Source organism: Halomonas sp. IOP_14, from assembly GCF_021021315.1.
Lineage (GTDB): Bacteria > Pseudomonadota > Gammaproteobacteria > Pseudomonadales > Halomonadaceae > Vreelandella > Vreelandella titanicae.
Genome location: NZ_JAINWD010000044.1, coordinates 18,018 through 42,979, shown reverse-complemented (window position 1 = coordinate 42,979; position 24,962 = coordinate 18,018). Strand labels below are relative to the sequence as shown.

General features: G+C 55.2%; 21 protein-coding genes. 1 reads left to right on the top strand and 20 read right to left on the bottom strand.

Annotated elements, in window-relative coordinates; all coding sequences use genetic code 11:
- Positions 1 to 128 precede the first annotated feature (128 nt).
- The 16 genes from K7H09_RS20815 to tssB form a co-directional block, all read right to left on the bottom strand.
- Entirely contained in the window at positions 129 to 266 is a 138-nt protein-coding gene (locus K7H09_RS20815; RefSeq protein WP_161575217.1) for a hypothetical protein, read from the bottom strand.
- A 100-nt stretch (positions 267 to 366) separates the two neighbouring features.
- Positions 367 to 978, bottom strand: a complete 612-nt coding sequence (locus K7H09_RS20810) for a GNAT family N-acetyltransferase (RefSeq protein WP_041159243.1) — start codon at positions 976 to 978, stop codon at positions 367 to 369.
- Positions 962 to 4,612, bottom strand: coding sequence for a type VI secretion system membrane subunit TssM (tssM, locus tag K7H09_RS20805; RefSeq protein WP_041159244.1), 3,651 nt, complete (start codon positions 4,610 to 4,612; stop codon positions 962 to 964). Before tssM ends, K7H09_RS20810 begins: the two co-directional genes overlap by 17 nt.
- A 44-nt stretch (positions 4,613 to 4,656) precedes the next feature.
- Positions 4,657 to 6,120 carry a type VI secretion system protein TssA gene (gene tssA / locus K7H09_RS20800; protein WP_167522522.1) on the bottom strand — a complete coding sequence of 488 codons (1,464 nt, stop codon included), beginning with the start codon at positions 6,118 to 6,120 and terminating at the stop codon, positions 4,657 to 4,659.
- 18 nt (positions 6,121 to 6,138) lie between these two features.
- Positions 6,139 to 6,732: a type VI secretion system-associated protein VasI gene (gene vasI / locus K7H09_RS20795; protein WP_230805836.1), complete on the bottom strand. Its 594-nt coding sequence runs from the start codon at positions 6,730 to 6,732 to the stop codon at positions 6,139 to 6,141.
- 62 nt (positions 6,733 to 6,794) lie between these two features.
- A complete protein-coding gene (locus K7H09_RS20790) occupies positions 6,795 to 8,378 on the bottom strand; it encodes a sigma-54 interaction domain-containing protein (protein ID WP_051430514.1) in 1,584 nt (527 codons plus the stop codon).
- Between the two features lie 4 nt (positions 8,379 to 8,382).
- A complete protein-coding gene (gene tssH / locus K7H09_RS20785) occupies positions 8,383 to 11,004 on the bottom strand; it encodes a type VI secretion system ATPase TssH (protein WP_155706024.1) in 2,622 nt (873 codons plus the stop codon).
- 8 nt (positions 11,005 to 11,012) lie between these two features.
- On the bottom strand, positions 11,013 to 11,858 hold the full coding sequence (gene icmH / locus K7H09_RS20780) for a type IVB secretion system protein IcmH/DotU (RefSeq protein WP_009287540.1): 846 nt from the start codon (positions 11,856 to 11,858) through the stop codon (positions 11,013 to 11,015).
- A 3-nt stretch (positions 11,859 to 11,861) separates the two neighbouring features.
- The gene (gene tssK / locus K7H09_RS20775; protein ID WP_041159246.1) at positions 11,862 to 13,196 is read right to left on the bottom strand and encodes a type VI secretion system baseplate subunit TssK; all 1,335 of its coding nucleotides are present in this window, start codon (positions 13,194 to 13,196) and stop codon (positions 11,862 to 11,864) included.
- Positions 13,196 to 13,735, bottom strand: a complete 540-nt coding sequence (gene tssJ / locus K7H09_RS20770; protein ID WP_009287538.1) for a type VI secretion system lipoprotein TssJ — start codon at positions 13,733 to 13,735, stop codon at positions 13,196 to 13,198. Before tssJ ends, tssK begins: the two co-directional genes overlap by 1 nt.
- A complete protein-coding gene (gene tagH, locus K7H09_RS20765) occupies positions 13,732 to 15,198 on the bottom strand; it encodes a type VI secretion system-associated FHA domain protein TagH (protein ID WP_141440671.1) in 1,467 nt (488 codons plus the stop codon). The genes tssJ and tagH overlap by 4 nt, the downstream gene beginning before the upstream one ends.
- A gap of 3 nt (positions 15,199 to 15,201) precedes the next feature.
- Entirely contained in the window at positions 15,202 to 16,221 is a 1,020-nt protein-coding gene (gene tssG / locus K7H09_RS20760; protein WP_027956916.1) for a type VI secretion system baseplate subunit TssG, read from the bottom strand.
- The gene (gene tssF / locus K7H09_RS20755) at positions 16,185 to 17,948 is read right to left on the bottom strand and encodes a type VI secretion system baseplate subunit TssF (RefSeq protein ID WP_141440670.1); all 1,764 of its coding nucleotides are present in this window, start codon (positions 17,946 to 17,948) and stop codon (positions 16,185 to 16,187) included. Before tssF ends, tssG begins: the two co-directional genes overlap by 37 nt.
- A gap of 18 nt (positions 17,949 to 17,966) precedes the next feature.
- On the bottom strand, positions 17,967 to 18,398 hold the full coding sequence (gene tssE, locus K7H09_RS20750) for a type VI secretion system baseplate subunit TssE (RefSeq protein ID WP_022521991.1): 432 nt from the start codon (positions 18,396 to 18,398) through the stop codon (positions 17,967 to 17,969).
- 15 nt (positions 18,399 to 18,413) lie between these two features.
- Complete coding sequence (gene tssC / locus K7H09_RS20745; RefSeq protein ID WP_009287536.1) at positions 18,414 to 19,895, bottom strand: type VI secretion system contractile sheath large subunit; 1,482 nt, start codon at positions 19,893 to 19,895, stop codon at positions 18,414 to 18,416.
- A 53-nt stretch (positions 19,896 to 19,948) separates the two neighbouring features.
- A complete protein-coding gene (gene tssB, locus K7H09_RS20740) occupies positions 19,949 to 20,458 on the bottom strand; it encodes a type VI secretion system contractile sheath small subunit (protein ID WP_009287535.1) in 510 nt (169 codons plus the stop codon).
- A 642-nt stretch (positions 20,459 to 21,100) separates the two neighbouring features.
- On the opposite strand from tssB, the gene K7H09_RS20735 reads away from it, so the two are divergent.
- Positions 21,101 to 21,619, top strand: coding sequence for an Hcp family type VI secretion system effector (locus K7H09_RS20735; RefSeq protein WP_035580474.1), 519 nt, complete (start codon positions 21,101 to 21,103; stop codon positions 21,617 to 21,619).
- A gap of 139 nt (positions 21,620 to 21,758) precedes the next feature.
- Here K7H09_RS20735 and K7H09_RS20730 read toward each other — a convergent pair whose 3' ends face one another.
- The 4 genes from K7H09_RS20730 to pilV all read right to left on the bottom strand — a co-directional run bounded on the left by K7H09_RS20730 (position 21,759) and on the right by pilV (position 24,899).
- On the bottom strand, positions 21,759 to 22,781 hold the full coding sequence (locus tag K7H09_RS20730; protein ID WP_022521989.1) for a tryptophan--tRNA ligase: 1,023 nt from the start codon (positions 22,779 to 22,781) through the stop codon (positions 21,759 to 21,761).
- Positions 22,782 to 22,930: 149 nt separating this feature from the next.
- Positions 22,931 to 23,362 carry a hypothetical protein gene (locus K7H09_RS20725; RefSeq protein ID WP_022521987.1) on the bottom strand — a complete coding sequence of 144 codons (432 nt, stop codon included), beginning with the start codon at positions 23,360 to 23,362 and terminating at the stop codon, positions 22,931 to 22,933.
- Positions 23,362 to 24,471: a PilW family protein gene (locus tag K7H09_RS20720; RefSeq protein WP_230805834.1), complete on the bottom strand. Its 1,110-nt coding sequence runs from the start codon at positions 24,469 to 24,471 to the stop codon at positions 23,362 to 23,364. The genes K7H09_RS20725 and K7H09_RS20720 overlap by 1 nt, the downstream gene beginning before the upstream one ends.
- Positions 24,468 to 24,899 (bottom strand): type IV pilus modification protein PilV, encoded by a 432-nt coding sequence (gene pilV, locus K7H09_RS20715; RefSeq protein WP_159177957.1) that lies wholly within the window; start codon positions 24,897 to 24,899, stop codon positions 24,468 to 24,470. The genes K7H09_RS20720 and pilV overlap by 4 nt, the downstream gene beginning before the upstream one ends.
- Positions 24,900 to 24,962: the final 63 nt, after the last annotated feature.

The following is a 24,962-nucleotide window of genomic DNA, read 5'->3' as shown; positions in this document are numbered from 1 at the left end:
CGTGGGTGCGGCTGGCGAACTCAACGGTGAGTGCAAACGTCTCCGACAGCGCTTCGCGGTGGGTAAAACTCACCACCGCCGTGTCAGTAGCCCCGGGAAGGGACAAAGTAAACTGAAGACCCGTATTATCAGCCATTGGAAGCCCCCTCTCCGCGGCCACTGCCGATTAAAATACCGCCGCAGACAGCTGCATGATCGGTCAGTGCAACCGGCTTATTGTCCAGCGTGATGATTAAGCGACTAGCCACTACCATTTTTCGTCCCATTACTGTTCCTCCGCTGCTGTTTTTCTAGATTGGGTGACGGCAGTTGTGGCTATCAGCAGCGCTTCACAATCGGCGCTTAAAAGCCTTGGCTGCCGCTGCCTTACTCATCCCATTTTGCTGGCGCTTCGTAGCTCGCCACCTCAAAAGCATCGACGTACATGCGCTGAAACCCCGCCGCTTCCAGGCTTTGAATCGCCGTGTGGCACGCGAGCGGTAGCCGCGTTTGTAGCGGCACACCGCTTAGACTCAGCCGCGCAGCGGTCAGCAGGCGTGCGCCATGGCCGCTGCCTTTCCACTCTTGGCTGATAAAGAAGAAGCGAAGCTGCCAGGCGGCTTCGTCATCGGGTCGGCACGCCAACACCATCCCCAACGGCGGGCCATCCCCATGGCGTAGGGCGAGTAAACGCCCCTGCCAGTGCTCAACGTGCTCTTGCTCGCGCTGCAACCACACCTGGCGATGCAGGGTAAATTCCAGCGCGCGGCGCAGCGTATCCAGGTAGGCCTTATCACGCAGTACCCAGGGCGAATGCCCTTTTGCATCGGCACGCTGGACGGCTTCGATAAAACTATCGATATCCCCTTCGCGGGCGCTTTCAAGCGCGCGGGAAGATGCTTGGCCATTAACATCAGGGCCGCTATCCACATGACCACCTGGGTGGTCATGGGTCGTGCTAGCTGAGGGGGAGAGCCACTGCTTAAGTTTCGTCAGCATAGGGCCCTCGTTCTGCATAGAGTGCCGACGGTAACTGGAAGCCTGCGGCGGGCGAACGGGTAAAGGGGTTGGGGGCGCTATCGGTAAATAGGCGATAACGCATAGCGCCCCCGTCCACGTTGAAACGTAGCTCTAACTCACGCTCATTAACGCTGGTGATGTTTGCCTCTTCCAACAGCCGGAACCAAGCCCAGGCGCCATCGCGGGTTATACTCCGCGGCGAGTGATTTACCTGGCTGGGCACCATGGTGATGCGGCTATCCGTGCCGCCACGCAACGTATTTGGCCAAATCATGGAGACCCGACTACTGGCGCTGTGAGTGTAATCAATGAGCTGGCCATCGGCACTGATCACACTGCGCCGCTTGTCGGGGCTTAAGCTGATCGGCTCAAGAGCGAACTCGACGTCTAGCGCACCATCAGGGCCAAAATAGGCACGGCGAATTTGTTCCGCCTGTGACACAGCGGCAAACACGCTCTCACGCAGTAGCGAATTACCCTGGGTATCCACCAGTTGCTCAGGCGCACCTTCGATAAAGGGCTGCAAGTTATCCTGATAGAAGTTGTCGAGGATACCTTCAGGAGCAAAGAAGGCTTCAAAGTCGCTTAGCGAAGCATCCCGGCTTGCACTGGGCACCAGCGGATAGCGCCCGGCTAAACGCTCTTGATAGGGTGCCACTACCTCATCTATCCAGATATTTTCCAGGTGACTGATAGCGCTTGCCATGATGAGCTGCCAGCTTTGATCCGCCAGGCTTTTCAACATGCTTGCGACAGGCTCGGGCGAGCTGTCAGCAATACGCTGCAGGCGATAAATAGGGTCATCACCGCGCAGCGATAAGCGGTCACGCGCGCCAATGAAAGCGGCGCGCCCTGGGTCGCTGGCTTCTTCTATATCAAGCAGGTAATCACGCAGCTCCGTTACCGCCGATTTGATCTCTTCCAGGGAGGAGGGATCCCCCTCTTGAGGATTGGAGAGCTTGTTAATCGCGGTAAACTGCTGCTCGATATCGTGAGCAAGCTGATAGCGCGGTGAACGCTGCAGCGCTTCACGGGCTTCCTCGTCATCTTCAGGCAGTTCCGGATAGAGACGGGTATTCTGCTCGACCGCTGCTAACAGACGGTCTAGGGGGCGCTCGGCGCTGACCAGCGCATCGGCGACCACCGCTGCCTGATGAATGTCCGGCAGGGGCACAAGCTGGGTATTGCGCAGGGCATCACGCCAACTCACGCGATAGTCACTGACATAATAGTCACGCAGGGCGTTTTGCAGTTGCTGACGGTCAGCGTTGCTGAAATTGATGTCTTCGCGCTGATCCAATACCCACAAGTCGATAAGCGCTAGCTCGGTTGCCCTATCCAACTGCTGCAGGAAGTGATTTTCGAAGCCACCCCGGGTAACCAGATACGGCAGTTGCACATACGAGGGTTCATCGTTACGCGCCATAAACACCGTGTTGAACATCGACCCCACCTGACGGCGCAGATCGAGAGGATCACCGCGACGGCTACTGTCAGCTTTCATGGTGGCGTAGACCCGCTCATCCATCGGCAGGCGTGATAGGTCATCTATCGCGGCGACCAAGCTGCCGCGTAGTGGCGCCATGGCATATTCAGCGCGCCGATTACCAGCGGCAACCCGGCTTTCCAAATCGCTGTGCTGCAGGGCGTAATCTAAATGAGCCAGTAAGCGGTCTTGGATTTCACCACGCTGGGGGAAATCCGACTGCCAACGCTGCGCCATAAAGTCGTGTACGCGTTCGGGCTGGCGGCCACTGGCGTCAGACATCATGCGCAAAATGCGCAGCAGCGCCAGCTTGGCGTTACTGCCCTCCTCTTCGCGGTTCATGTCATCCATGATGCCCACCATCAACGCCGGCAGGAATTGGTATTCCAACATGGCGAGGTAAGCATTCTCTAACTGGCCACCAATAATGTGGCCTTGATAAAGCCCCATATCGGCAAGGAAAGGGGTATGCGTTCGGTAGCCCTCGAAGGTTTGCATCGCATCGCGTAGGCGATCCAACGGCGCCAGCATTTCGTAGCCCGTTGGGTCGTCGCTCTGAAACTCTTCGGGATGGGTGGCCAGGAAAGTTTCCGCCCGATGCTCGACGGTGGAAAGCGAGGTCGCGTTTTTCTGGTAGAAATGACTCCACCCACCGATCATTACCGCAGCCACTAACATGCAGCCAACAATGCATGCTTGGCGAATACGCTGTCGGCGATGGGCGACTTTGGCGTTATCACCGGCCAGCCCCGCTTCTGGATAAATGACTTTCTCAAACAGTTCTTCAGTGAAATACAGCGCGCTGCGCGTCGCACGGTGCGCAGGCTGAACGCTTTCGGACATGCCATAACGGCGTGCCGCAGCATCCACGAAAGGGTCTTCAGGCACCCCCTGCTGATAAACCGAGGTGAAATACGTGCCGCGTACAATCGCCGCGGTGGAAAAACGGTCGCTGGAGAGCGCCTCGTTGAGGAAACCGAGCAGCACATCGCGCAGCCCTGCTAGCTGGCGCACAAAGCGAAATACCGATTCCCGTTCTTCCCGGTCGCGGCACTCTGCCAGCATGGTGGGCATTGCGCGGTTAAGGCGTTCCAGCATGTTGTCGTAAGCGGCGGCGAACTCTTCTTCCCACTGTCCCGGTGTATCAATGGATTTAGCCGAGAAGGTAAAGCCTAACGGCGCCCGCCGTGCAGCACGGGAGTAATGGCGGAAGAAATCGTCAAAACCGTGCAGCAAATCCATTTTACTGAAGGTGACGTAAACCGGTAACCGGCTGCCGTGGCGCTCCATCAACTCGCGCAGGCGGCTGCGTAACAGCGTTGCGTACGCTTTACGAACGGCTACCTGGGCGTGGCTAAGACGGGCTAGATCCAACACCAGCACAACGCCGTCCAGCGGGCGGCGTGGGCGGTTACGCTCTAGCCACTCGGTGAAGTGATCCCATAGGCGGCTATTCAGTTCGTCAGGCTCGCCAGTTTCCAGTGCGCCTTGGGTCAATAACTCGCCATCAGGGTCGATGAGTATCGCTTTATCGCCAATCCACCAGTCAAAACCAAAGCGGTTTTTCTTGCTGCTGATGCCAGAGGCTTTCATGACATTGGACAGCGCAAAGTTTTGCCCAGAGCGGTTGACCAAGCTGGTTTTGCCCGCGTTTTCGACCCCCATGACCAAATACCAGGGAAGGCGATAGCGGCTGCTGTCCCCACTGCCAACGCTATCAATGATTTCGGATAATACGTTGTTCAGCGAGGTTTCCTGCTGGTCGATACTCTCCTGAATAGGGTCTGACTGCTGCGACTCCATATCCTGCGCGAGCTCATCGGCTTCGCGCAGTCGACGGGAAAGCCGAACGCCCCAAATCAGCGCCACTAACGTTACCAGCGCCAAGGTGGCCAGTAACCGATTGACCCAGGGGCCTAATGGGTAACTGTCTCGTACCTCCCAGCTAGGCCCTAACCACCAGATGGCCACTAATAGGAGCACGATTAATACGCCCCACATGGCCATGGAAAGCCGCCCTAACCCCTTGACTCTGTTAGCTTGCGCTTTGGCGCGATTGTGAGTGCTCTGTGCACGTGAAAAGCCGGGCACCCAGCGGCTCAGCTTTGATTTCAATGTTCCCCACATGAGCCTTTAATCCTCGTCCCTAGTGATAAAGTCGATCATCGTTGTCATGTCCTAAGCGATGCCTGAAGCCGCGAAACCAGCGCTGGTTCCCACTGCTCTAAATCAAGTTCATTAACAGTTTGGTGCAGCGTGCTGTAGTGCTGCTGGGCGAGCGTTTCTAGCCCCGCCTCCTGCAGCAAATCAGCGCTGGCCAAGCGCCAGTACGTGCTCTCGCGCAAGGAGCGTGCCGACGCTAACCCCTGGTCAAGCACCTGCAAGGCAGGCCCTAACCCTTCACTCCCCATATAGCTACGCGCTTCCTCTAACCCCGCGTGCCATGTTTCACCGCCACCGGCGCCGTCATTTGCGCCGCTGCCCGCGCCGCTATACAGCCACTGCTGCGTTTCTTTATCTAAAAAAGGCGAGCCATCGTTAAACGTTAACGACTCAATACCGGGGAGCCTTTCCACGAACCGCACCGACTCATCACGAATAGCCTCAGCGCAGCGCGGCCGCCCTAGGCGCTTGGCCAGCTCGGCACTCAAGCGGTGTCCTTCTAGCCAGTAGGGGCTGACCGCAACGCTTTTCTCTATGCGCTGCCAAAGCGCTTCGTCACTGCCCCGGGAAAGCGCCTCTCGATAATCCGCCACACGGTCAGCAGCCACAGGGGCTAACTCGGTACGCCCCCCTTCCCTTGCAGCAGGTAACGCCTGGATGGCGCTCCAGATGGCATAGCGACGCAAGCGGTATGCCAGCGGCTCGCCCGGGTTTTGCTCGTTTAGAAAATCGGCCATTTTGAGCAGAGACTGGCGGTTGGCGCGCTCATTGCCCGCCTCCAGACGCAGTTCGGGGACTTTTGCCCCACCGGGCTGCTCAACCTTTTCAGCACTGCTGGAGGAAGAAGACGCGGCCGTCCGTGCATCGCTACCGGAAGCGTCGCCGCCTTGAGAGGCCGATGCAGCACGGTTTTGATTAGGCTGCTTTTCATCCAGCAGGCGCATCAGCTCGTCAAGTGAGTCAGCGGGCAACTGCTTGTCCGCGGCTAACGTTTGCAGTTTTTCCAACGAGTGGCGGCAGGCCAGAAACTCATCCTCGGCATTATGAAAGTCGAGGCCCGCGGCAAGCTTCAGCGTGCGTTGGGTAAATTGCTGGAACAGCCTGGGCCGCAACTTAGCCCCACGTGCGCCATTGAAGGGGTATGCCAACGCCCACCAGGCTTCAAGACAACCGGCCAGCAGCCTTAGGGAAAGCGCGAAACGCACGCCATTGCCTTCATGCTGCAGGCAGTGCAGCAAGTGTCCCAACACCTTTAGGTCTTTGCCCTTATGGCTGAGCATAGTGATTGCTAATGCTTCTGCCGTGTCCCAATCGACGTCTTGGTGCTGCAATGAGCCGACCTTCATCATTTCAGCCTCAAGGCGCAGGTAGTCGGCGCTGTCCTCCAGCACAACGCCGATCTCCTCACCCTGCTCATTGGCAGGCAGAGGCGCTAGCAGGGGTTCAAGGTGACTATCCGCCGTTATACGCATCACGAACTCCTATACCCACTACCAGCGACAGGCGCTGCGAAGCGGTTGAATTTGCTGACGCAGTCCTGATACATCAAAACGCAGCCCGTCCAGAGCCCCTGCGTCGCTACTCAACACAAGCTCGTTGGCGCTCAATAATTGCCGCAGCGTTTCAATGGCGGGCAGGCCGCGCCCACCGCTTACCACGTGGCCATCATCGCGCACTCTCCACTGTTGAGAGACATCACGCCCATCCGCGACGACCCGCAACGACACGCGGGGCGTATCCAAGGCATTGGGCAGGTGCACCTGGAAGCGGGTAATTAACTTCTCGCAGGCCAGTACTAATACGGGCCGCGGAGGCGTTGTGCCCCGTGCGGGCACCGTCATTAATACCTGGCTTCCCTCGGCGCTCACTATCAGGCCAAAGTCATCGGGATTGCGTTTCTCTTCTTGGCTGACAACTGCGTGCCAAAGTGGCGGCAGTTCAGCGCTATCACTCGGTGTGCTCTGCTCGTCCAGGAACAGATTGTCGTAGCACCCCAGGCGATCCAAACGCGAGCTTTCTTGGCCACACTGATGCGCCTGTTCCAATACAACTGCGCTATCCTCTGCTTGTAGTGCGCTGCTCATGCTTAGTAGCCAGAGGCAAATCAATAGCCTGTGCTGCCATCGGCAACTTACGAATGTCACTTTCATTTAGCATCCAGTTCTAGCAATTGGCATTTGTGGGAGAGCGTTCGCTTGGGTATTCCCAGGCTCTCTGCTGCAAGGGCACGATTCCCGCCGTAGTAAAGCAATCGCTGGCTAATCAATTGCGCTTCATAATCACGAACCGCTTGGCGCAGATCATGGATCTTATTCAGCGTGCCGCTGGTTTCTGGTGTCGCTGAATCAGCGCCACTGGCGGTATCGCTGGGCAGGAGCAAGGCTTCAATATCGCCACCGGCGGGGGTCATGGCGCAGGCATAATCGATCAAGTTTTTGAGCTCACGCACGTTGCCGGGGTAATCACGCTCTTTTAGCTGCCGCAACGCGGCGGGTGTGATGCCCATCTCACTGCGTTCTTCCCGTACACAGAAATCAGCAACAAAGTGCTCGGCCAGAAAGGCGATGTCTTCACGCCGTGCCGACAGCGAAGGCAGCGAAAGCGGGAACTGGCCTAAGCGATAATAGAGGTCAGCGCGAAACCGCTGCTGTTTGATCTGCTCGCGTAGCGGCTGATGGGTAGCCGCAATAAGACGCAGGTCTGCACAGCGTTCTTCATTCGACCCTAAGGGGCGATAGCGGCCGCTCTCCAGCACCCTGAGCAGTTTGGCTTGCAGCGCTAGCGGCATATCGCCGATTTCATCCAGAAACAGCGTACCGCCGTCGGCTTGGGCGATGAGCCCTTCCCTGGCTTGATCAGCGCCTGAAAACGCCCCTTTGGAGTGGCCGAACAGCTCCGACTCGAGCAGCGACTCGGGGATCGCGGCACAGTTAATCGCCATGAACGGCGCCTTGGCGCGTGCCGAGAAACGGTGAATCGCTCTCGCCACGAGGTCTTTGCCGGTACCGGTTTCGCCCTGGAGCAACACCGCTAAATTGGTTTCGGCCGCACGAATCACCTGCTGCCGAAGCTCTTGCATGGCGATGGAGTTACCCAGCAAATCACTCGCAAGCTTGGCCGCTAACCCCTGGCGCCGGGTGTTGTCGTTGAGCTTGGCTAACGAGTCACGCAATACCGCTGATTTCTGACGCTCTCCCTGACTGCTTGCCAGGCGCGACCACAACCGACACAGCAGGGCCTCAAAAGCGACAAAATCGCTACACTCCATGAGGTTCGTCAAGGTTGCCGCTTCCGTGACGAAGGCCAGCACGCCTAGCCACTCCCGCGAACTGTCCTGGAGTCGTAACGGCCTCACGTGTAGCCGCAAGTCGCCACTGAGGGAGGCTATTTGGGCTTGAAAACCGGGATGATCAAGCCGGGTACGCGCTTCCCCCACGCCCAGTGTCACCGGTTTACCGCTGCGGATGGCATGGGCGTAGGGGTGACTAAACTCATCACAGTTGAAGCGCGCCTCACTATTATCACGGCCCACCCAGCGGCCGCTGCTGTCTAGATAGAGGCACTCCACCCACGCCAAGCCCAGGCTATTACCCAGCAGTTGCCGACTGCGTAAGCGCAGCTCCCGTGGTGTGGTACTTTCAACCAACGCAAGCGCCATGGGCATAGCCGCCAGCCCAGCTAAAGGCTGCGCTTCGCTAGCATTGCGCTGGTCAAGAGCCTTTACCTGCATGGCGCTATGCCACCTCCGCAGTAAAGACACCGCTGTCGGCATCCGTGCCCAACACTACCCGGCTAACGTTCTCGCGCCGTGCCATACGCTCAAGCAGGGCACGGGAAAGCGGCGGCAGCAGTTCACCGTCGATCACCGACTCCAGCATGCGTGCGCCGTTTTCACTCCGCGTCGCACGTTTACAAATTGCCTCGGCCAGGCTGTCATCCAGCACCACCTCGGCATGGCGATGGCGCTCACGGATGCGTGTTGCCAAGGTATCCAGCTTGGCCTTGACGATGTCACGCAGGGTATCGCCGTCCAGCGGCAAGTAAGGCACCACTTCCATACGCGCTAATAGCGCCGGTTTAAAGAACTCAGCCAGCACCGGGTAGAGCGCGGCATCCAGCGCTGCTGGGTCATCGCCATAGCTAACGATGGCTTCGTAGCCCAGGTTAGAGGTCAGGAAGAACAGCACGTTTTTGCAATCGATAACGCGCCCTTCCCCGTCGGCCAGTTCGCCTTTATCAAACGCCTGGTAGAAGAGGTTAAGCACATCGGGATGGGCTTTTTCGACTTCGTCCAGCAGCACCACCGAATAAGGGCGCTGACGGATCGCTTCGGTGAGTAGCCCGCCCTCGCCAAACCCGACATACCCCGGCGGCGAACCAATCAGACGTGAAACCGTGTGCTTCTCTTGGTATTCCGACATATTGATCGTGGTAAGAAACTGACGACCGCCATACAGCTGGTCGGCAATTTGCACCACGGTTTCGGTTTTACCCACGCCGCTGGGGCCTACCAGCAGAAATGCGCCCAATGGCCGCCCCGGGCGACGGAGATCCGCACGCGCGGTTAGCAAGTGGCGATGGATACGCTCAATCGCACTGCCCTGCCCCTGGATTAGCGCATCCAGATGGGTCGGCAGTTCGGTGAGGCGGGTTAGCTCGTCGCTGGTCATACGCTCGACCGGTACGCCGGTCCAGTCGCCAATCACCTGGGCAATTTGCGCCTCTTCAACGCTGGGATTAACCAGCGCAAACGTCTCTTGCAGTTGGGCCAGCTGCTGCTCCCGTTCGGCGAGTTCTTGATGCACGCCCTCGGGAAGTTGATCAACGGCATCATTATCCGTTGCCTCTAGCAGTTGGCGGTGTAGCGCCACAATGGCATCGACGCATTCGCGCTGCGCTTGCCAGGCGGCTTCCAGGCTTGCCAACTCCTCTTCCAGCTTGGCTAAGCGTTCGGTTAAGTCGTGGTGGCGTTCACTATCCGGTTCGCGCCCCAGCAGACGTTCACGCTCGACCTGATCGCGCTCACGTAGCGCGGCGATATGTTCACTCTGTAAGTGGCTTAGCTTGCGGGGCGGGGTATCCAGAGCCTGCGCCAATCGGGTACAGGCGGTATCCAGCACATCAATGGCTTTGTCAGGCAATTGCCGTCCGGCCAGGTAACGGGCAGAAAGCGCAGCGGCAGCACGCAGGCCGCTATCGCCGATCAGCACGCCGTGGGCGCGCTCATACACATCCCGCAAACCGCGCAGGATGACCAGTGCCTGTTCTACGCTTGGCTCGGAAAGCGCAATGGGCTGGAAGCGCCGCGACAGCGCCGGATCTTTTTCAAAGTACTTTTTGTACTCACGCCAGGTAGTGGCGGCGATAGTACGCAACTCGCCCCGGGCCAGGGCGGGCTTGAGCAAGTTGGCCGCGTCACCGCCGCCTTCCTGGTTACCAGCACCGATCAGCGTGTGCGCTTCATCTATAAATAGCAGCGTGGGACGAGGGGCGTTTTTGACTTCGTCAATCACCGCTTTAAGGCGCTTTTCAAACTCGCCTTTCACCGCGGCACCGGCTTGTAGCGCACCTAGATCAAGGGTCAGCAACTCAACACCTGCCAGCGCAGCGGGTACTTGTCCCGCCACAATGCGTGCTGCTAAACCTTCTACCACAGCACTTTTACCCACCCCGGCATCGCCAATCACAATGGGGTTGTTTTTGCGCCGACGCCCCAGGATATCGAGCATTTGGTCGATTTCCGGGTCACGCCCCAGCACAGGGTCAAGCTCACCCTTGCGCGCCTGTTCGGTCAGCGAGGTAGCAAAACGGGCGAGTGCGCTGTCATCGCCAGCAGGATGAGCAGCCTGGCGTTGTTTAGCGTCGGCACCCTCCCGAGGTGCTTCGGCTGAATCGGCCGTAAGACGCTCCAAGTGGCGGCGTAGATTTTCGCGATTGATATCTTCCAGTAGCGCCGTGCTCTTCGGACCTAAATAGCGCGGGGCGTTGTGCAGTAGCGCCGTGAAAAGCACGCCGCTGCGAAGCGCTTGATGTCCATACTCGGTGGCTGCCAGTAACCACGCGTCCTGCAGCAGCTCTACCAATAACGGCGAAAAGCTGGGTGTCGACACCTCAAGATCACGAGGCGGACGGCTCTCCTCAGCCATTCGTGCGCGCAGCTCCTCGACATCAATATCAAGCGTTTCCAGCAGTAAGCGCACATCACATAGCGGCTGGTCGACCAGCGCCAGCAGCAGGTGCCCGGTGGTCACCTCCGGTGCTTGCTGCTCTGCGCACAGCACGGCGGCCTGCTCGAGGCCATGACGAGAAATTCCATTCAGTCGACTAATAAGCGCCGGTAGCTCTACCCTAAGCATGCTATCTCCTAACGATAAATCTGATCGAGTAAAGCTCTGACTTGCTCAGCCTGCTGATCCAGCGACCAAGAAAGCCCCAAATAAATACCCACCAACGTAACGCCGAACAGGGCAAAGATGGCCCACAGCGGTAACCCCTCGTGCATCCCTTTGCCACGCCCTTTCACCACATGCCTAAGTGGCTGGGTCAGCATCTCATCTGGCGGCTCATCAAGTGACGCCAGTTGATCGCCCAGCGCGCGTACAATCTGGTCGTACTCTTCACGACCATGGGTTTTCACCCGGTAACGCCCCTCAAACCCAAGGCACAGGCACAAATAGATAAAGGCCAGCATGTCGCGATAGCGATGAGGCTCTTGCTGCAGCCGCGCGAGGATAGAGAAAACTTTTTCGCCACCCCAGGTCTCGTTATGAAACCTCGCTAGCAGCGAGTGCTCAGCCCACACGCTCTGCCTCCCCCAGGGCATGCCCATCACGGTTTCATCGATAAACGAGCAAAGCACATAGCGGTAGGCGAGCAGTGTCGGGCGGTCATACCCCTGTTCGGTTAGCTCAATTTCGATAGAGGCAATTTCGTCCACTACCTGACGATATAAGCGCTCGAGATCATCAGCGCCGTCCACCTGTCGGACGCGCACCGCCATGCCCAGCAGGCTGCTCGATGCATCGACCAGCGGGTTTAAGTTGTGCCCGCGCAGCCGAAACCAGTAGTCCTCGTCAGCATTCAGGTGCTGGGCATGGCTATGCACCAACTGCTCAACGCCGCTGTCTTTTATTTGATCTTCATGGCGAACCGGCTCACCCATCGGGTAGTCGTTTTTGGCGTCATCTTGATGCGTGGCAATATCTTGCATGGCTTAACTCCTGATCGCCCAAAACTGCATCTCCAACCCGGGAAATTCGCCCGCCACGTGGAAGGCAAAACCGCTTGCACCATCCAGCATTCCCCAGGCTTCGCTTTGTCGGCTGAGTTGGAAATAGGTATAGCCCGCGTGATAAGGCAACTCACGAGGGGCCACCGGTAACGGCTCCAAGGGCACACCCGGTAATTGCAGACTAATAAGGTCGCGAATACGCTCGACGCTGGCCACTTTGGTTTGCTGTAGAAACTGCTTACGCAGGCGCTCGCTAGGCATATCGGCGCGCACTGCCAAAATGAACTCGGCTGTTTCGAACAGGCTGGTATCCGAAAGCGGCGCCACAAGTAGGCCGAATTTCCGTGTCTGTATCTGAATGGCGATCGCGCGGGGTTCAAGCACGGTGGAGAGCGCTTGGCGCATCATCTGCATCAAGGGCCGGAATCCGCGCTCGGGATGCTCATGGTCATAAGCAGGGCACTCAGGCGGCAAACGCGACTCATCGGTAAACGTCACCAACTCACAAGCTATTTCGTGCATGGTGTCGTAAAGCCGTTCTGGGTGAACTTGCCCTAAACGCGCCAGATGCTGAAAACGCGGCTGAGCACGGTTCAGTAGCTGCAGCAGCATGAAATCCGTTACGTCGGCCACCCCTGCCTGATTGGGCGTCGACAGCCGCTGAGCAATATTACGCGCCCGTTCTCGCATCAAACCCGCCATCTCACCCACAAACCGCTGCAGGCTTGGCGCTGCTTGCACGTTCATTAAGGTGGGGATAAATTGCTCATCCAGTACCAAGCTGCCGTCGGGGCGACGCTCTAGAATGCGCGTAACGGCCAAGCAGGCATAACCACTGCGGTCTTCTTGCTCTAACAACAAGCGCGGTGAAACGCGCGCCACATCCAGGTCGGCCATATCACCGTCGCGGGAGTGCAGGTCGCGCACGCTGCGCGGCGAAAGGCGATAACGTGCGGGCAGTTCGTCATCGGGCCAGCGCACTTCCCCGACGCTATCCGTGGCTAGCGGCAAGCCTAAATAGACCACCTGGTTAGTAATGCCCGCATCAACAACTTCCAGTGCAGAAGGCTCTAAATCATCCTCAGGCAATTGGAAAGCAACGCCATCGGGCATGACGCCACTCGCCCGGCTAATCGCAATCCGGCCAAAGCTTAAAAACTCGTTGTTCAACTCCAGGGTCAAAAATCCGTACAGATAGTGACTAACCCCTTTAAGCCGCGTATCAATCAACCCTTCAAGGCTGCGCTGCTGCTGTTGAAAGTGCTGCGGCTTGATAAATAGCCCTTCACTCCATACCACGCGATTGCGACTGGCCATCACTCTTCCTTCCTTAGTTCTACTTCACTGTTGCGCAGATGAACCAGCAAGTGATAATTCTCTGAACTGGCCTTCACTTTGACGACTTTCTTCCACTCCGCCTCGTTTGGCTCAGCGTAGAACGCAATCAAACCGATATAGCGCGTGTCCTCTTCAATGGCGAAGGGTTCGTAGAATTTCCACTGGCCAGGTAGCAAGGTGAAGTCGTCATGGGTCAGATAGTTCGTGCCCAATGCCGCCTCCATATCCTCACTTAACTGATCCATGTCAGCCGCCATTAGCATGGAGTCATCTTTAAGCTGCAAAATTTGAAAGCGCAGCGGCGTCCCCTCGCCATCGATGTTTGGGTTCACATCGGGCTCTGCGACCATGCTTAAATCGACCAGCGTGGGCTGATCTTCTGGATAGCCAACCGGTATCGAGGGGTCTAGCATGACTTCCCAGGCTTTACCGGCTGCTTCACGGGTCGAGGCACAGCCCGTGATTGACAGCAGCACTAAAAGCACCCCAACAAGCCCGAGGCTCTTGGCCTTGCTCATGCGCCCTCCCGCTGCTGGCGACGAACAGACTGGTCATACGCCTGCTCGAAAACCTCCCAGAACAGTTTTTGGAAACCTAGCTGGCGGCCTGAGTTAAGCTCGTGGTAGTAGTGGCGGTACATTTCCCAGGCCCAGCTGTTTTCATCTTCAATGCGGGTGCCTGCCCCCCGATAAGCATGGAAACGTTTGAGCAGCGCTTCAGGTGAAAAGGCATCCAAAATAGCGGTTAGGGCGTACTCAATGGCTTCCTCAACTGCCGCTTGGTGATGGCCTTGATGACGCAGGCACTCCCCCACTGCTTCGGGCGCCGAAAGGTGAACCGGGCTGCGCTGGGCCGAAAACATCGTCTCGACAGTGGCCTCGTACGCCTGGCCAAGGCGCAGGGGATTATCTTCGATAGGCTGTAAACGACGATCCCGGAGGGGGTATTTGCTATCGTTTTGGGTTTGCTGCAGAGCACGTAAGCCATTAATAGCAGCCCGTAACGTATGGCCCGCTTCTTCAAGAAACGCCTGCTGCTCTTCGCTATCACGGAAGGGAATGTCGATATCCAACCCCCTTAATAGCGGGTCGGCCCCCACATGGCCAAGGGAACGGCCACTAGGCTTTTGCCAGCGATCCTCTAACTGCTCGCCAACGGAACGTTCGAGGTCATCTATTGCCCGCTCATCCATGCTACTGCTCCTCTTTGTCTGGTTGCCTGCTGTATAGCCGTTTGGCGAATGACTACTTGGTGAATAACCGCTTGGTGAATAGCTGTCCGGTGAATGGCTGCCTAGCTTGCGTTTGATCGCGGGCATGCGAACAGCGCCTTCGCGCCGCTCTTGCTGGTCACGCCCCACACTTCCTTCAACGCGCCGCTCGGAGCCAAGCAACTCAGGCATCTCTTCAATGGATTCGGAAAGCTGAGCATTGGCAGCACGAGGGTCGAGAGCGGCCATTGGGTCTTCGTGCCCCACTCCACGCGCTACCCCGCCAAGAGCCTCCATGGGATCTTCTTTTTTTGCGGCTTCCGCACGTAGCGGCTGGTCTTCTTGAACCAACGGGCGGCCATATGCATCTACCGCCTCCTGCTCTTCATTGACTAACGAGGCCAGAGGTTGAGCACCGGGTTGAGTACTCTGCCGATCACCCAAATGCACTTTAAGACGGTACTCGCCGACTAGCACTTCATCGCCCTCGCTCAAAGCGACCTTACGGTTTCGCCCAATCGGCAGGGTGGCGCGATTGATAAAGGTGTGCCCGCTGCTATCAATCAGGCAGAACTTGCCGTCAATTTTGCTCACTTGGGCATGCTGCGGGCGAATGCGGCCGGCGTGATCTTGCAATAACCAGTCATCATCGGTTGAGCAGCCCAGGGTGCCGCCGATTTCATGAAAGACATGACTACTTGTTGAACGGCCTTCTAGGCGCTCACTATTGGCAATGACCAGCGTTACAGCGGAAATTGGGTTGGCGTTCATTGTTTAACCTGTCATCTGAATACGCACTCGGCGGCGTTTTGAGGCGCTGCCGGACTCGGGATTAACAAAGGTGGTCCAGCCGAGCTGGCAGGTGCCAGCATCGCCTAACCGCATCGGTTTTACGGCGCTGGGTAACAGCTCTAGCTCGAGGTCGTAGGCCAACGGCTCGCGTAGCACAAACTCAACCAAAGTGCGCAATGGGGCATGCTCCCTGCCGTCGGGTAGGAAGTCGCGAAAACGCTCCAAGGTAAGGCCAAATAGACCCAGCACAAATTTGCCGTTAACATCAGCAACGCGCTCACCGGCCACCACATCGCTGCCTAACGTCATTGCTGCCATACCGCTTCGGCTGCGTTGATCCATCGGAATCTGAACCCAGCGATGTACCCACTCTTCAATCTGCACATCATCAAGGTCAAAGCAGTGCCCTACGATGCTGCAGACGACCTCGGGTGAACGCGAACGGCCTGCCAGCAAACCGGCATAAGCCAGCATCTTGCTCCAGTTGATAGGCGTCTCAACGCGCAGGTCACTGTCCGCCAACCCCACCAAAGCAAAAATGGCCGCCGAGAACCCATCGCTAGCACCATCCTGATAGCGGATGTAGTGGCGATATTTACGCCAACTGCGGTGCACTAACGCCAGTAAGCGGTTATTGAAAAAGTCCAGGAAATCGCCTGCAACACCGTCGTGGTGGGCGGCCTCATGCGCTAATGTTTCAAGGTAATAGCTGGGCAGCGGCGACTGAGACCCCTGCAGACCCAAGAAGCTAACTTCCAGCTCATAATGGCCCTCAGGCTGAAAAGCCAGTGAGAGCACATCACTGCTGGGAAAGCCTAGTGACGCTGAAGCGCTATAGCGCACGCGCTCAAAAGCGGGCGCACCTCGCTGAGCGCACTCTAGGTCATCGCCATGATGACGATGCAGAAGCTCTACTAGCTGATAAAAATCGTAACGCCGCGCCTTTGCCATCAAAGGGGCAAGCGCTACATCAGAGGCTGTTGCCCCGACTGTAAGGTCCATTTGTAGCGCTCGTGATTTTGACGGTTAATAACATGCAGCTCATGAAACGAGTTGATGCTGGCGTACAAGGAGAAGAACCGCGCCAGCACACTGCCAAATAAATACAGACTCCCTTCGTCGCCAAAGGCATCTTGATCCAGCGTCATGACCGAACGCAGGCCTCGAATGGGAAGGCCTTTTTTCAGTCGGTCAATGGGCTGCGTTTCAATGCTAACGATGCCTGCCAGCCGTTTTTGAGCCACTCGCTCGGCCTGCCGATCCACCAGGGCTCGGAAATCATAGGCACGCAATACTGAGCACAGAGCATCTCGCTCCAGTAGCGATAAGTAGTTAAGCGATAAATTAGAGATCAGCGTCCATAGCAGGCTGCCGTCTAGCGTGGGCCGTAACACTGGCGTGGGGCGGGTGATATTTTGAAACATGGCATACGAGGGGCTCTCTTCCGTTGAGTAGCAAATATCGCCTACCGTCAAACGCTCAGGCAGCTCTCGATTACTACACGTCAATCCGAGCGAGACGGTTTCGGACATACCGATGTAGCTGCGCTCATCGCCACGCACAAAGGAGATGTCGTGATCAAATCCATCCCCGCGCAAGCTGTCGCGCACGCGAAGACGGTAGTAGGAGGCATCGTTGCCACGGTCTCTCTTGACTTGGTGTTGAAAGCTTTCAAAAGGCACGTACTCACGCGGCGTACCGCGCCCTTTACCGGTCTCGTTCTCTAACCAGCCTTCCACCTTATCGACGCTAAAAATTTCATAGTGTCCGGGAGATCGACTATTGGGGTGAATGCGGTATTCACTGCGCTCCCCGCTGACATCAACAGGCTCTGCATCGTGAGAGAACAGGTTGATCGCCGGCGAGCAATACAGAGCGAAATGCTCGTCTCTCACCCGTGCGTCGGTCGGTAACGTACGCTCAAACTCTAGGCGCAAAATAATTTTGTCTGCGGGAATGGCCGGCAAGTGTTGGCTCAGGGCTGTTACATCAAAGAAATGGAAAGCCTCTGGAAAACACAAGTATTCCTGCAGTATCCGATACCCTTGATACACATTCCTCGGGTAGGGCAGTAGTGCATGATGGCGATCAAAACCAACCGGCTGCAGCAACTGCTTGGGCAGAGGCAGCCGTTTGCCATCAATTTCCAGCTCTACGCGCGCTAGGTAGTGGCTCATCCACAGGTAAAGCGTGCGCGCTGTATAAGCGTCTCCACCCAGGTGCAGACGCAATGTATCAATCCCCATCGCGCTGAGAGGCTGATCACTATGTACATCAAGCGCCAACTCAACAATGGAGGCATCACGTGTATGGCGTGCCTCAACCCCCGCATGCTCCAGCGGATAGAGCGTCACGTCATGACAAGTGCGGAACATGCAGGTAGTGCCATCCACTGGCTTACTGGCCAATTCCGTACCCCGCTCCAGGAGCTGATGGGTACTCAGCGCATGCCACGTAGGGGTAAATTGCACCACGGTCATGCTAGGCACCGGGCGCAAGTAGTTCGGCCATAGCATGCTGATCAGCGAATGGGTAAGTTCGGGGAACTCATCCTCCACTTTTTCGCGCATACGGCCAGTTAGAAAGGCAAAGCCTTCTAATAGACGTTCAACATCAGGATCGGTACTGCGCTCTGACAAGAAGCGACTCAGGCCGGGGTTGCCCTCCGCAAATTCTCGCCCTTGGCGCTTCAGAAAATTGAGCTCGTCCCGGTAATAGCGATTTAGCATTCGGGCCTCGCAAGCCTATCAGTTAAGACACTGATAGCGCTTATTATTGAGCAATAAGTCGATCGTGGCGTGGGCGTTATCTCGCCCTAACGCTACGGTGGCATGTACTTGAAAATGCAGTTGTAAGGGATCGCCATTATTGGGTAATGACTCAACTTCAACGTGCTGAACCCGCGGCTCAAAGCGTTCGATGCATTGCCGAATGGCGCGCTGGATATTCAGCTCTAAATCCAGCACGCCGATCGTTGCATCATTGAAGTCCAGCAACCCCAACTCAGGCTCACAGGCGCTATTGCCCGGATGACTGTTGAGCAACTCCACTAAGTGTCGTTTGATCGACTCAACAGTTTCCGCCAGCCTCTCATCCTCCCCATGCGCTAACGGCTGTTCAGGCATCGCAAGACGCTCAAACAGACGGCTACCTAGCAGGCTGCCATGGTTAATAGCCATGATGGAGAGGTTCCCTTATTCCTTGTCGAGACGTCCGACTAACGACAGCTCAAAGTTGGCACCCATGTACTTAAAGTGCGGGCGCACCGACATAGACACCTGGTACCAACCCGGATCGCCTTCGACATCCGACACCTGAATAGAGGCGGCACGCAGCGGGCGGCGGCTGCGTACATCGGAGGGCGGGTTCTCTTGGTCGGCCACGTATTGGCGGATCCAGGTATTCAGCTCACGCTCAAGGTCTTGACGCTCTTTCCATGAACCGATCTGTTCACGCTGGAGCACTTTAATGTAGTGAGCCAGGCGGTTGATGATGAACATATACGGCAGTTGAGTACCCAGTTTGTAGTTGGTCTCAGCGTCTTTGCCTTCGGGCGTGTTCGGAAATACCTTGGGCTTTTGTACGGAGTTAGCCGAGAAGAAAGCAGCGTTATCGCTGCCCTTACGCATCGTTAACGAAATAAAGCCTTCTTCAGCCATTTCGAACTCGCGGCGATCCGTTACCAGCACCTCGGTGGGGATTTTAGCCTGCAACTGACCTAGCGCTTCGTAGGTGTGGACAGGCAAGTTTTCAACCGCACCGCCGCTTTGGGGGCCAATAATGTTCGGGCACCAGCGGTATTTTGCAAAGCTGTCGGTCAAGCGCTCGGCCAGCAGGTACGCCGTATTACCCCAAAGATAATGGTCGTGATCTTCGCTGACGGTTTCACGATAGTTAAATGTCTTGATGGGGTTTTCGACCGGGTCGTAGGGCATCCGCAGCAAGAAACGAGGCGCCGTCAGACCTAAATAGCGCGCGTCTTCTGACTCGCGCAGACTACGCCAGCGCGCGTACTTGGGCCCTTCAAAGATGGCTTTAAAATCTTTGATATTGGGCAGCTCTTCAAAGCTATCGATGCCGAAGAAGGAAGGCGCCACCGCTGACAGGAACGGCGCATGGGCCATCGCCCCTACAGCAGCCGTGTGCTGCAGTAGTTTCATATCAGGGGTCGAGGGGGTGAAATCATAATGCCCGATAATCCCTGCTACCGGCTCACCGCCAAACTGACCATACCCGCCAGCATAAACGTGTTGGTAGAGCCCGCTTTGGGTAATTTCCGGGGCAAACTCAAAGTCATCCAGCAGTTCTTCTTTGGTGGCGTGAAGCACATCAAGCTTAATATTTTCGCGGAAATCGGTGCGGTCGACCAACAGCTTCAAGCCACGCCACGCAGACTCCAGCTGCTGAAAGCTATTGTCGTGAAGAATCTCATCAACTTGCCGACTAATTTTCCGGTCAAGTTCAACGATCATGCTATCTACAACGGCTTTATTAACCTGCGGGGCAGCGTTCTCGCCGCTTAACAGTTCGGAAATAAAAGCGGCAACGCCTTGCTTGGCAACGTCGTAGCCCTCATCCGCTGGAGCCATACGCGTCTGCGCCATCACTTGGTCAAGTAAAGAAACCTCTTCCTGGGCTTCCACCGTTTGGCTTTTCTTTTGCGCCGTATCACTCATAGAGATGCCTCGAATACAATCCGGTTACTGGACTAGCACGAAAATAAGAATGCTTAATCGTTACGATTAGGGTCAGAATCAAGCAGCTCTAGCTCCGCCAACAGCTGCTGACGCGTTTCGTCACTTTCGAGTAGCTTCTGCAAACGATCACGAAAAGCAGGTACGTTGCCCAGCGGCCCCTTCAATGCCACCAACGCCTCCCTTAATTCGACTAGCTTACGCAGCTCCGGCACCTGCCGAGCGATACTGTCGGGCGCAAAATCATGGAGTGATTTAAATTCCAAATTGACGGCCAAATCGCTTGCTTCACCCTCTTCTTGCAACCGATTGGGAACCGCAGCCTGCAAGCCAAGGTTCGCTTCGCGCATAACAGACTGGAAGTTATTCTTATCAACAGAAACAGCTTCACGCTCCTCAATGGAGGTATCTTCCTCGCCTCCCTTGAAGTCACCGACCACCAATAATTTCAACGGCAGTTCAGTCTCGGCCTGCTGATCACCTGTAGCGGGTACATACTTGATATTGATGCGCTCTTTCGGCGCGACCGTTCCTTGCTTAGCCATGGTTTTCGCCCGTAAAAATTAGAACATTTTCGATTCAAAGAAGAATGCTTATTAATTGCGGGAAAGTACCGGATTTACACCGAAAGTACCAAATGGCTCTAAGCAGGTATTGCGACAATCTGAGAGAAGAAGACTTTCAAGAAGGCGTATTTTACGACCTTTTTCGCGAATTTTAGCAGCACAATAAAAGGAACTAATTAAAACTAACTCTTAAAAACCGCATTTGTAAGAGATCTCTTACAAAAACTGTCAGTGATTTCTTACAAAACGGAGAGCAAAATTCATACAAGAGAGGTGCTTAAATGGGCAGCGCCGTCATTTTTAGCGGCAAAAATATTGCTCCCATGGCCCTATTTCTGCTTAAAATTCCAAGAAAGGCTTTAGTCATAAAGCAAGGTAACGGTAGATGCAACCCAGCGTTACTAAGCGCTTGTAGATGTAACGAGCAAGCAAGCAAGTTCTTGCCCTGCCAGGCAATATCTTGCCCAGCACAGGCAACTTTTTGCCCCGCAGAAAGAAGCGCCCTACACAACAAAAACATAACATATTGATATATAACAAATTTAAAAACTTGGCCCTGAAGTTGCTCTATTGTCTGAGTCCACGTGACATTTCTTTAATTTTTCAGTCAAGGAGCAGACCATGCCAACACCATGTTATATCAGCATCGAAGGCCAAACTCAGGGCAACATCACTTCAGGCGCTTTTACCCCTGACTCCGTAGGCAACATCTACGTTGAAGGTCATGAAGACCAAATGCTGGTGCAGGAATTCAAGCATGTCGTTACCGTACCCACTGACCCGCAGTCTGGTCAGCCGTCCGGTCAACGTGCTCACAAGCCCTTCATCTTCACCGTTGCTCTGAACAAAGCAGTACCGCTGATGTACAACGCACTAGCATCTGGTGAAATGCTGCCCAATGTTGAGCTGAAGTGGTACCGCACCTCTGTAGAAGGTAAGCAGGAGCACTTCTTCACCACCACGCTGACCGATGCCACCATCGTTGACATCAATCTGCGTATGCCCCACGCCCAAGACATCCAAAAATCTGAATTCACCCAGTTGATGGATGTGTCACTGGCTTACCGTAAGATTGATTGGGAACACACTGTTGCTGGCACCTCTGGTTCCGACGACTGGCGCGCCCCGATCGAAGGTTAAGCTGTTGCTAATAGCCTAGCCCTGGCCTGAAAAACAAGGCCTGAAACAAGCGAAGCCCCTTCCACTTGGAAGGGGCTTCGTCGTTTCTGCTCTATTGCTGCAGGTGTTTCGCTATTGGTATTGCGCCAAGGCTCTGGGATTAAACAAACCGCCCCAAACCTACCGTTGAACGGAGACGATCCATCGTTACAACAGCTTCTTCCCGCGCCCGTTCGGCGCCTTTTTGCAACACAGCCTCAATGTGGGCCGGGTCTTCCATCAGCGCATTATAGCGTTCACGCGGCGCGCTCAAGTGTGCATTCAAGTACTCAAACACTTGATCCTTAGCCGCGCCCCAGCCAATACCGTTCACGTACTGCTCACGTAGACTAGCGGTCTCTTCAGGTGTCGCAAAAGCGGAGTAGATTTGAAACAGCGTGCAGGTGTCTGGATCTTTCGGCTCACCGGGCTCCAGCGAGTTGGTCTTAATCTTACGTACCAGCTTCTGCAGTTTTTTCTCAGCGGAAAAGAGCGGGATCGTATTATCGTAGCTTTTGGACATCTTGCGCCCATCCAAGCCATTCAACAGCTGTACTTTGTCGTCTACCACGGCCTCAGGGAGGGTAAAGTGCTGCCCTTTATAAAGATGGTTAAAGCGCCCGGCGATATCGCGCGCCATTTCAATATGCTGAATCTGATCGCGCCCTACCGGCACCTTGTTGGCGTTAAACATTAAAATATCCGCCGCCATCAGCACAGGGTAACCAAAAAGGCCCATCGTAATGCCTTTATCAGGATCCTGGTTTTCCGCCTCTTCGTTTTCAGCCACCGCTGCTTTGTAAGCATGGGCGCGATTCATCAAACCTTTGGCACATACGCAGGAGAGCATCCACATCAGCTCGGGAATTTCGCCAATATCAGACTGGCGATAGAAAATGGCGTTATCGGTATCCAGCCCTAGCGCAAGCCAAGTCGCGGCAATCTCCAGGCGAGACTGCTGCACCCGCTTAGGGTCTTGGCACTTGATGAGGGAGTGATAGTCAGCCAGAAAATAGAACGACTGCACGTTGGGATCCTGGCTTGCCTCAATGGCGGGCTTGATCGCTCCAACATAGTTGCCCAAATGGGGCGTGCCGGTGGTGTTGATACCGGTGAGGACGCGGGTTTTTGCGGTCTGGCTCATGGTTTTTAGGCTCATCATTGAACGTACATTGTCGTATGATACTTGTATGAACCTGGGGATGCGACAGGCAGAATTTGGTTTTACAATATCCGCAGAGAGTGGTGAGGATTTACAAGAGCATTATGCCGTTATCATTCTGAAAGAAATGCTCAATCGATGAAAAGAAAATAGGGGTCACTAAAGGCAAGTGGCTCTTCCTGATCATCATATACAGCTCCAAACGCGACGAAGCACTTTTCTCCATCAACAAGCAAAGGAAAATAAAAACACAGGAAGGCCTCCCCCTCACACTGATCTACGACCTGCCCAAGCCCTTTGATACTCTCCCAATTCATCTTTTCAATATAATTTTGGTCATAAGACTCACTACCCCAGTTTATTGTTTCGAGATTCTCCTCAACCGCTTTTGCGTAAGCCGACTCTGCATTCATATTGGCTTGCGCCACTATCCGGTAGTTACCTGCCAAATGCTCATTTATGATTGCTGACTGCATGCCGGCAGTCCCCAGTAGCAGTGCCCCGGCTAGTAGCGCCATGACGATGACCAATGCAGCGCCTTTCTGACGATTTTGCAGAGTCATCAGTCGTCACCAAAATCGATATTTTCTGACAAACCCTCTAATGCTTGACGCATAGAGAACTCATAACCATATACTGACAGTAACTCCCAAACACTCAGGTCAGCATTAATACTATTGACATTATTGAATACAACAGAGCCATTGGAGATAACACTACCAACAAACTCAACTCCAGACATGCTTAAATTGACACTACCCGCTCCCCAGATAAGTCCTCGAAACAGTGCATTGGTATTATTGCCATTAAAATTAATTTCGCCACCAGCGACAATGGCGACATCAGTGACTGAGGAGTTATCATTCTGCTGTATTGAAATGTCTTGCTCTACTACGACCACCTTTCCACTAAGTTCAGTCACGTTTAACTTATTTATATTTCCATCGCAATAAAAGACCTTGCCCGATGAAAACATGATTTCGTTTTCGGTACAGGTAGCAATCACGCCGTCCAGATTTTTAATGTTATTGATATAGCCTGTATAGTAATCATGCGAGTCGCTTGATTGCGGAGAAAGGATAATCGATGGATCTAAATTTGAGTTAACCGTTGATTCACTTACCAGGATATTTTCCGCCCCGCTCACGGCACCTCCCGCAATCACTGCATCGCCCTTCCCCTTCTGACTGGTAGGAGTATCAAAGAAGCTGGCATATATGCCCTGTCGCTCCATGACATGAAATACAATCGCCTCACCATTGTTCTCTAAGGGCAGTTCCACCCGGTAAAGCGGCGCATCACCCGGCACAAGTTCGCCTAACACGTGCTCGTCCTCATTACACTGGCTTGGCGAATCATGATTCGGTACATCTTTCAGAAAACTTACCAGCGGCTGCCCATTCTCTTCCTGATCCGCCACCGTACAGCTACAGGCATCCTGATTCCGTTCACACCGTAACGTATAGCGACCCGGCCCACTTTGACGAATTTCACTGGTAAGCCTCTGGGCAATAAAAATCAGGTTCTCTTGCTTACGGCTTACCTTGTCAACATTTTGAAAGGTCTGAAAGGTCGTTAGAAACAGTTGGCCAGCCCCAAGGATAATGACCGTGCCGATCGCCAACGCCACCATCAACTCCACCAGTGTAAAGCCCTGCTGACGCTGCCTCATGGTGAGCTCTCGACCTTGGGAAGAAGAAAGAAGTAGCTAAATTGATCGTCATTGTTCTCGCCCAAGGCCACAGTCACGTCAATGCGACAATCACTTCCACTGTCATCTTTTGCAATATAGCTGTGGGAAGAAGAGGCTCCCCGTAGCGGTGTCGCATCACTATTTTGAAACCAATGTTCCTTCCATGCACTCTGCACGCCGGAGATGTAGACATCCTCGCAGGTCTGGCCTGTTTCGAGCGTGGCTAGCTGAGCCCAAAGCCGCTCCTGAGCATCCACAGCCGCAACACTTGCCACCGAACGCTGATAGCCTGCATTGGCACTTTGCAGTGCTTTAAGCTGCATGGCGGCAACGCCGATCAGGCCAATCGAGAGAACCACCAGTGCGATTAGCGCTTCCAATAAGCTAAAGCCGCGCTGAGAATTCATGATTCACTCTCCTTCCTGCGAAGGCTGTCCGATGTGCTAATCACCAGCGTTACAGAAGGAGCT

Excerpts from the sequence above, each read along its gene's own strand:
- K7H09_RS20815 (WP_161575217.1), bottom strand. The coding sequence starts at position 266 with ATGGGACGAAAAATGGTAGTGGCTAGTCGCTTAATCATCACGCTGGAC.
- K7H09_RS20810 (WP_041159243.1), bottom strand. The coding sequence starts at position 978 with ATGCTGACGAAACTTAAGCAGTGGCTCTCCCCCTCAGCTAGCACGACC.
- tssM (WP_041159244.1), bottom strand. The coding sequence starts at position 4,612 with ATGTGGGGAACATTGAAATCAAAGCTGAGCCGCTGGGTGCCCGGCTTT.
- tssA (WP_167522522.1), bottom strand. The coding sequence starts at position 6,120 with ATGCGTATAACGGCGGATAGTCACCTTGAACCCCTGCTAGCGCCTCTG.
- vasI (WP_230805836.1), bottom strand. The coding sequence starts at position 6,732 with ATGAGCAGCGCACTACAAGCAGAGGATAGCGCAGTTGTATTGGAACAG.
- K7H09_RS20790 (WP_051430514.1), bottom strand. The coding sequence starts at position 8,378 with ATGCAGGTAAAGGCTCTTGACCAGCGCAATGCTAGCGAAGCGCAGCCT.
- tssH (WP_155706024.1), bottom strand. The coding sequence starts at position 11,004 with ATGCTTAGGGTAGAGCTACCGGCGCTTATTAGTCGACTGAATGGAATT.
- icmH (WP_009287540.1), bottom strand. The coding sequence starts at position 11,858 with ATGCAAGATATTGCCACGCATCAAGATGACGCCAAAAACGACTACCCG.
- tssK (WP_041159246.1), bottom strand. The coding sequence starts at position 13,196 with ATGGCCAGTCGCAATCGCGTGGTATGGAGTGAAGGGCTATTTATCAAG.
- tssJ (WP_009287538.1), bottom strand. The coding sequence starts at position 13,735 with ATGAGCAAGGCCAAGAGCCTCGGGCTTGTTGGGGTGCTTTTAGTGCTG.
- tagH (WP_141440671.1), bottom strand. The coding sequence starts at position 15,198 with ATGAACGCCAACCCAATTTCCGCTGTAACGCTGGTCATTGCCAATAGT.
- tssG (WP_027956916.1), bottom strand. The coding sequence starts at position 16,221 with ATGGACCTTACAGTCGGGGCAACAGCCTCTGATGTAGCGCTTGCCCCT.
- tssF (WP_141440670.1), bottom strand. The coding sequence starts at position 17,948 with ATGCTAAATCGCTATTACCGGGACGAGCTCAATTTTCTGAAGCGCCAA.
- tssE (WP_022521991.1), bottom strand. The coding sequence starts at position 18,398 with ATGGCTATTAACCATGGCAGCCTGCTAGGTAGCCGTCTGTTTGAGCGT.
- tssC (WP_009287536.1), bottom strand. The coding sequence starts at position 19,895 with ATGAGTGATACGGCGCAAAAGAAAAGCCAAACGGTGGAAGCCCAGGAA.
- tssB (WP_009287535.1), bottom strand. The coding sequence starts at position 20,458 with ATGGCTAAGCAAGGAACGGTCGCGCCGAAAGAGCGCATCAATATCAAG.
- K7H09_RS20735 (WP_035580474.1), top strand. The coding sequence starts at position 21,101 with ATGCCAACACCATGTTATATCAGCATCGAAGGCCAAACTCAGGGCAAC.
- K7H09_RS20730 (WP_022521989.1), bottom strand. The coding sequence starts at position 22,781 with ATGAGCCAGACCGCAAAAACCCGCGTCCTCACCGGTATCAACACCACC.
- K7H09_RS20725 (WP_022521987.1), bottom strand. The coding sequence starts at position 23,362 with ATGACTCTGCAAAATCGTCAGAAAGGCGCTGCATTGGTCATCGTCATG.
- K7H09_RS20720 (WP_230805834.1), bottom strand. The coding sequence starts at position 24,471 with ATGAGGCAGCGTCAGCAGGGCTTTACACTGGTGGAGTTGATGGTGGCG.
- pilV (WP_159177957.1), bottom strand. The coding sequence starts at position 24,899 with ATGAATTCTCAGCGCGGCTTTAGCTTATTGGAAGCGCTAATCGCACTG.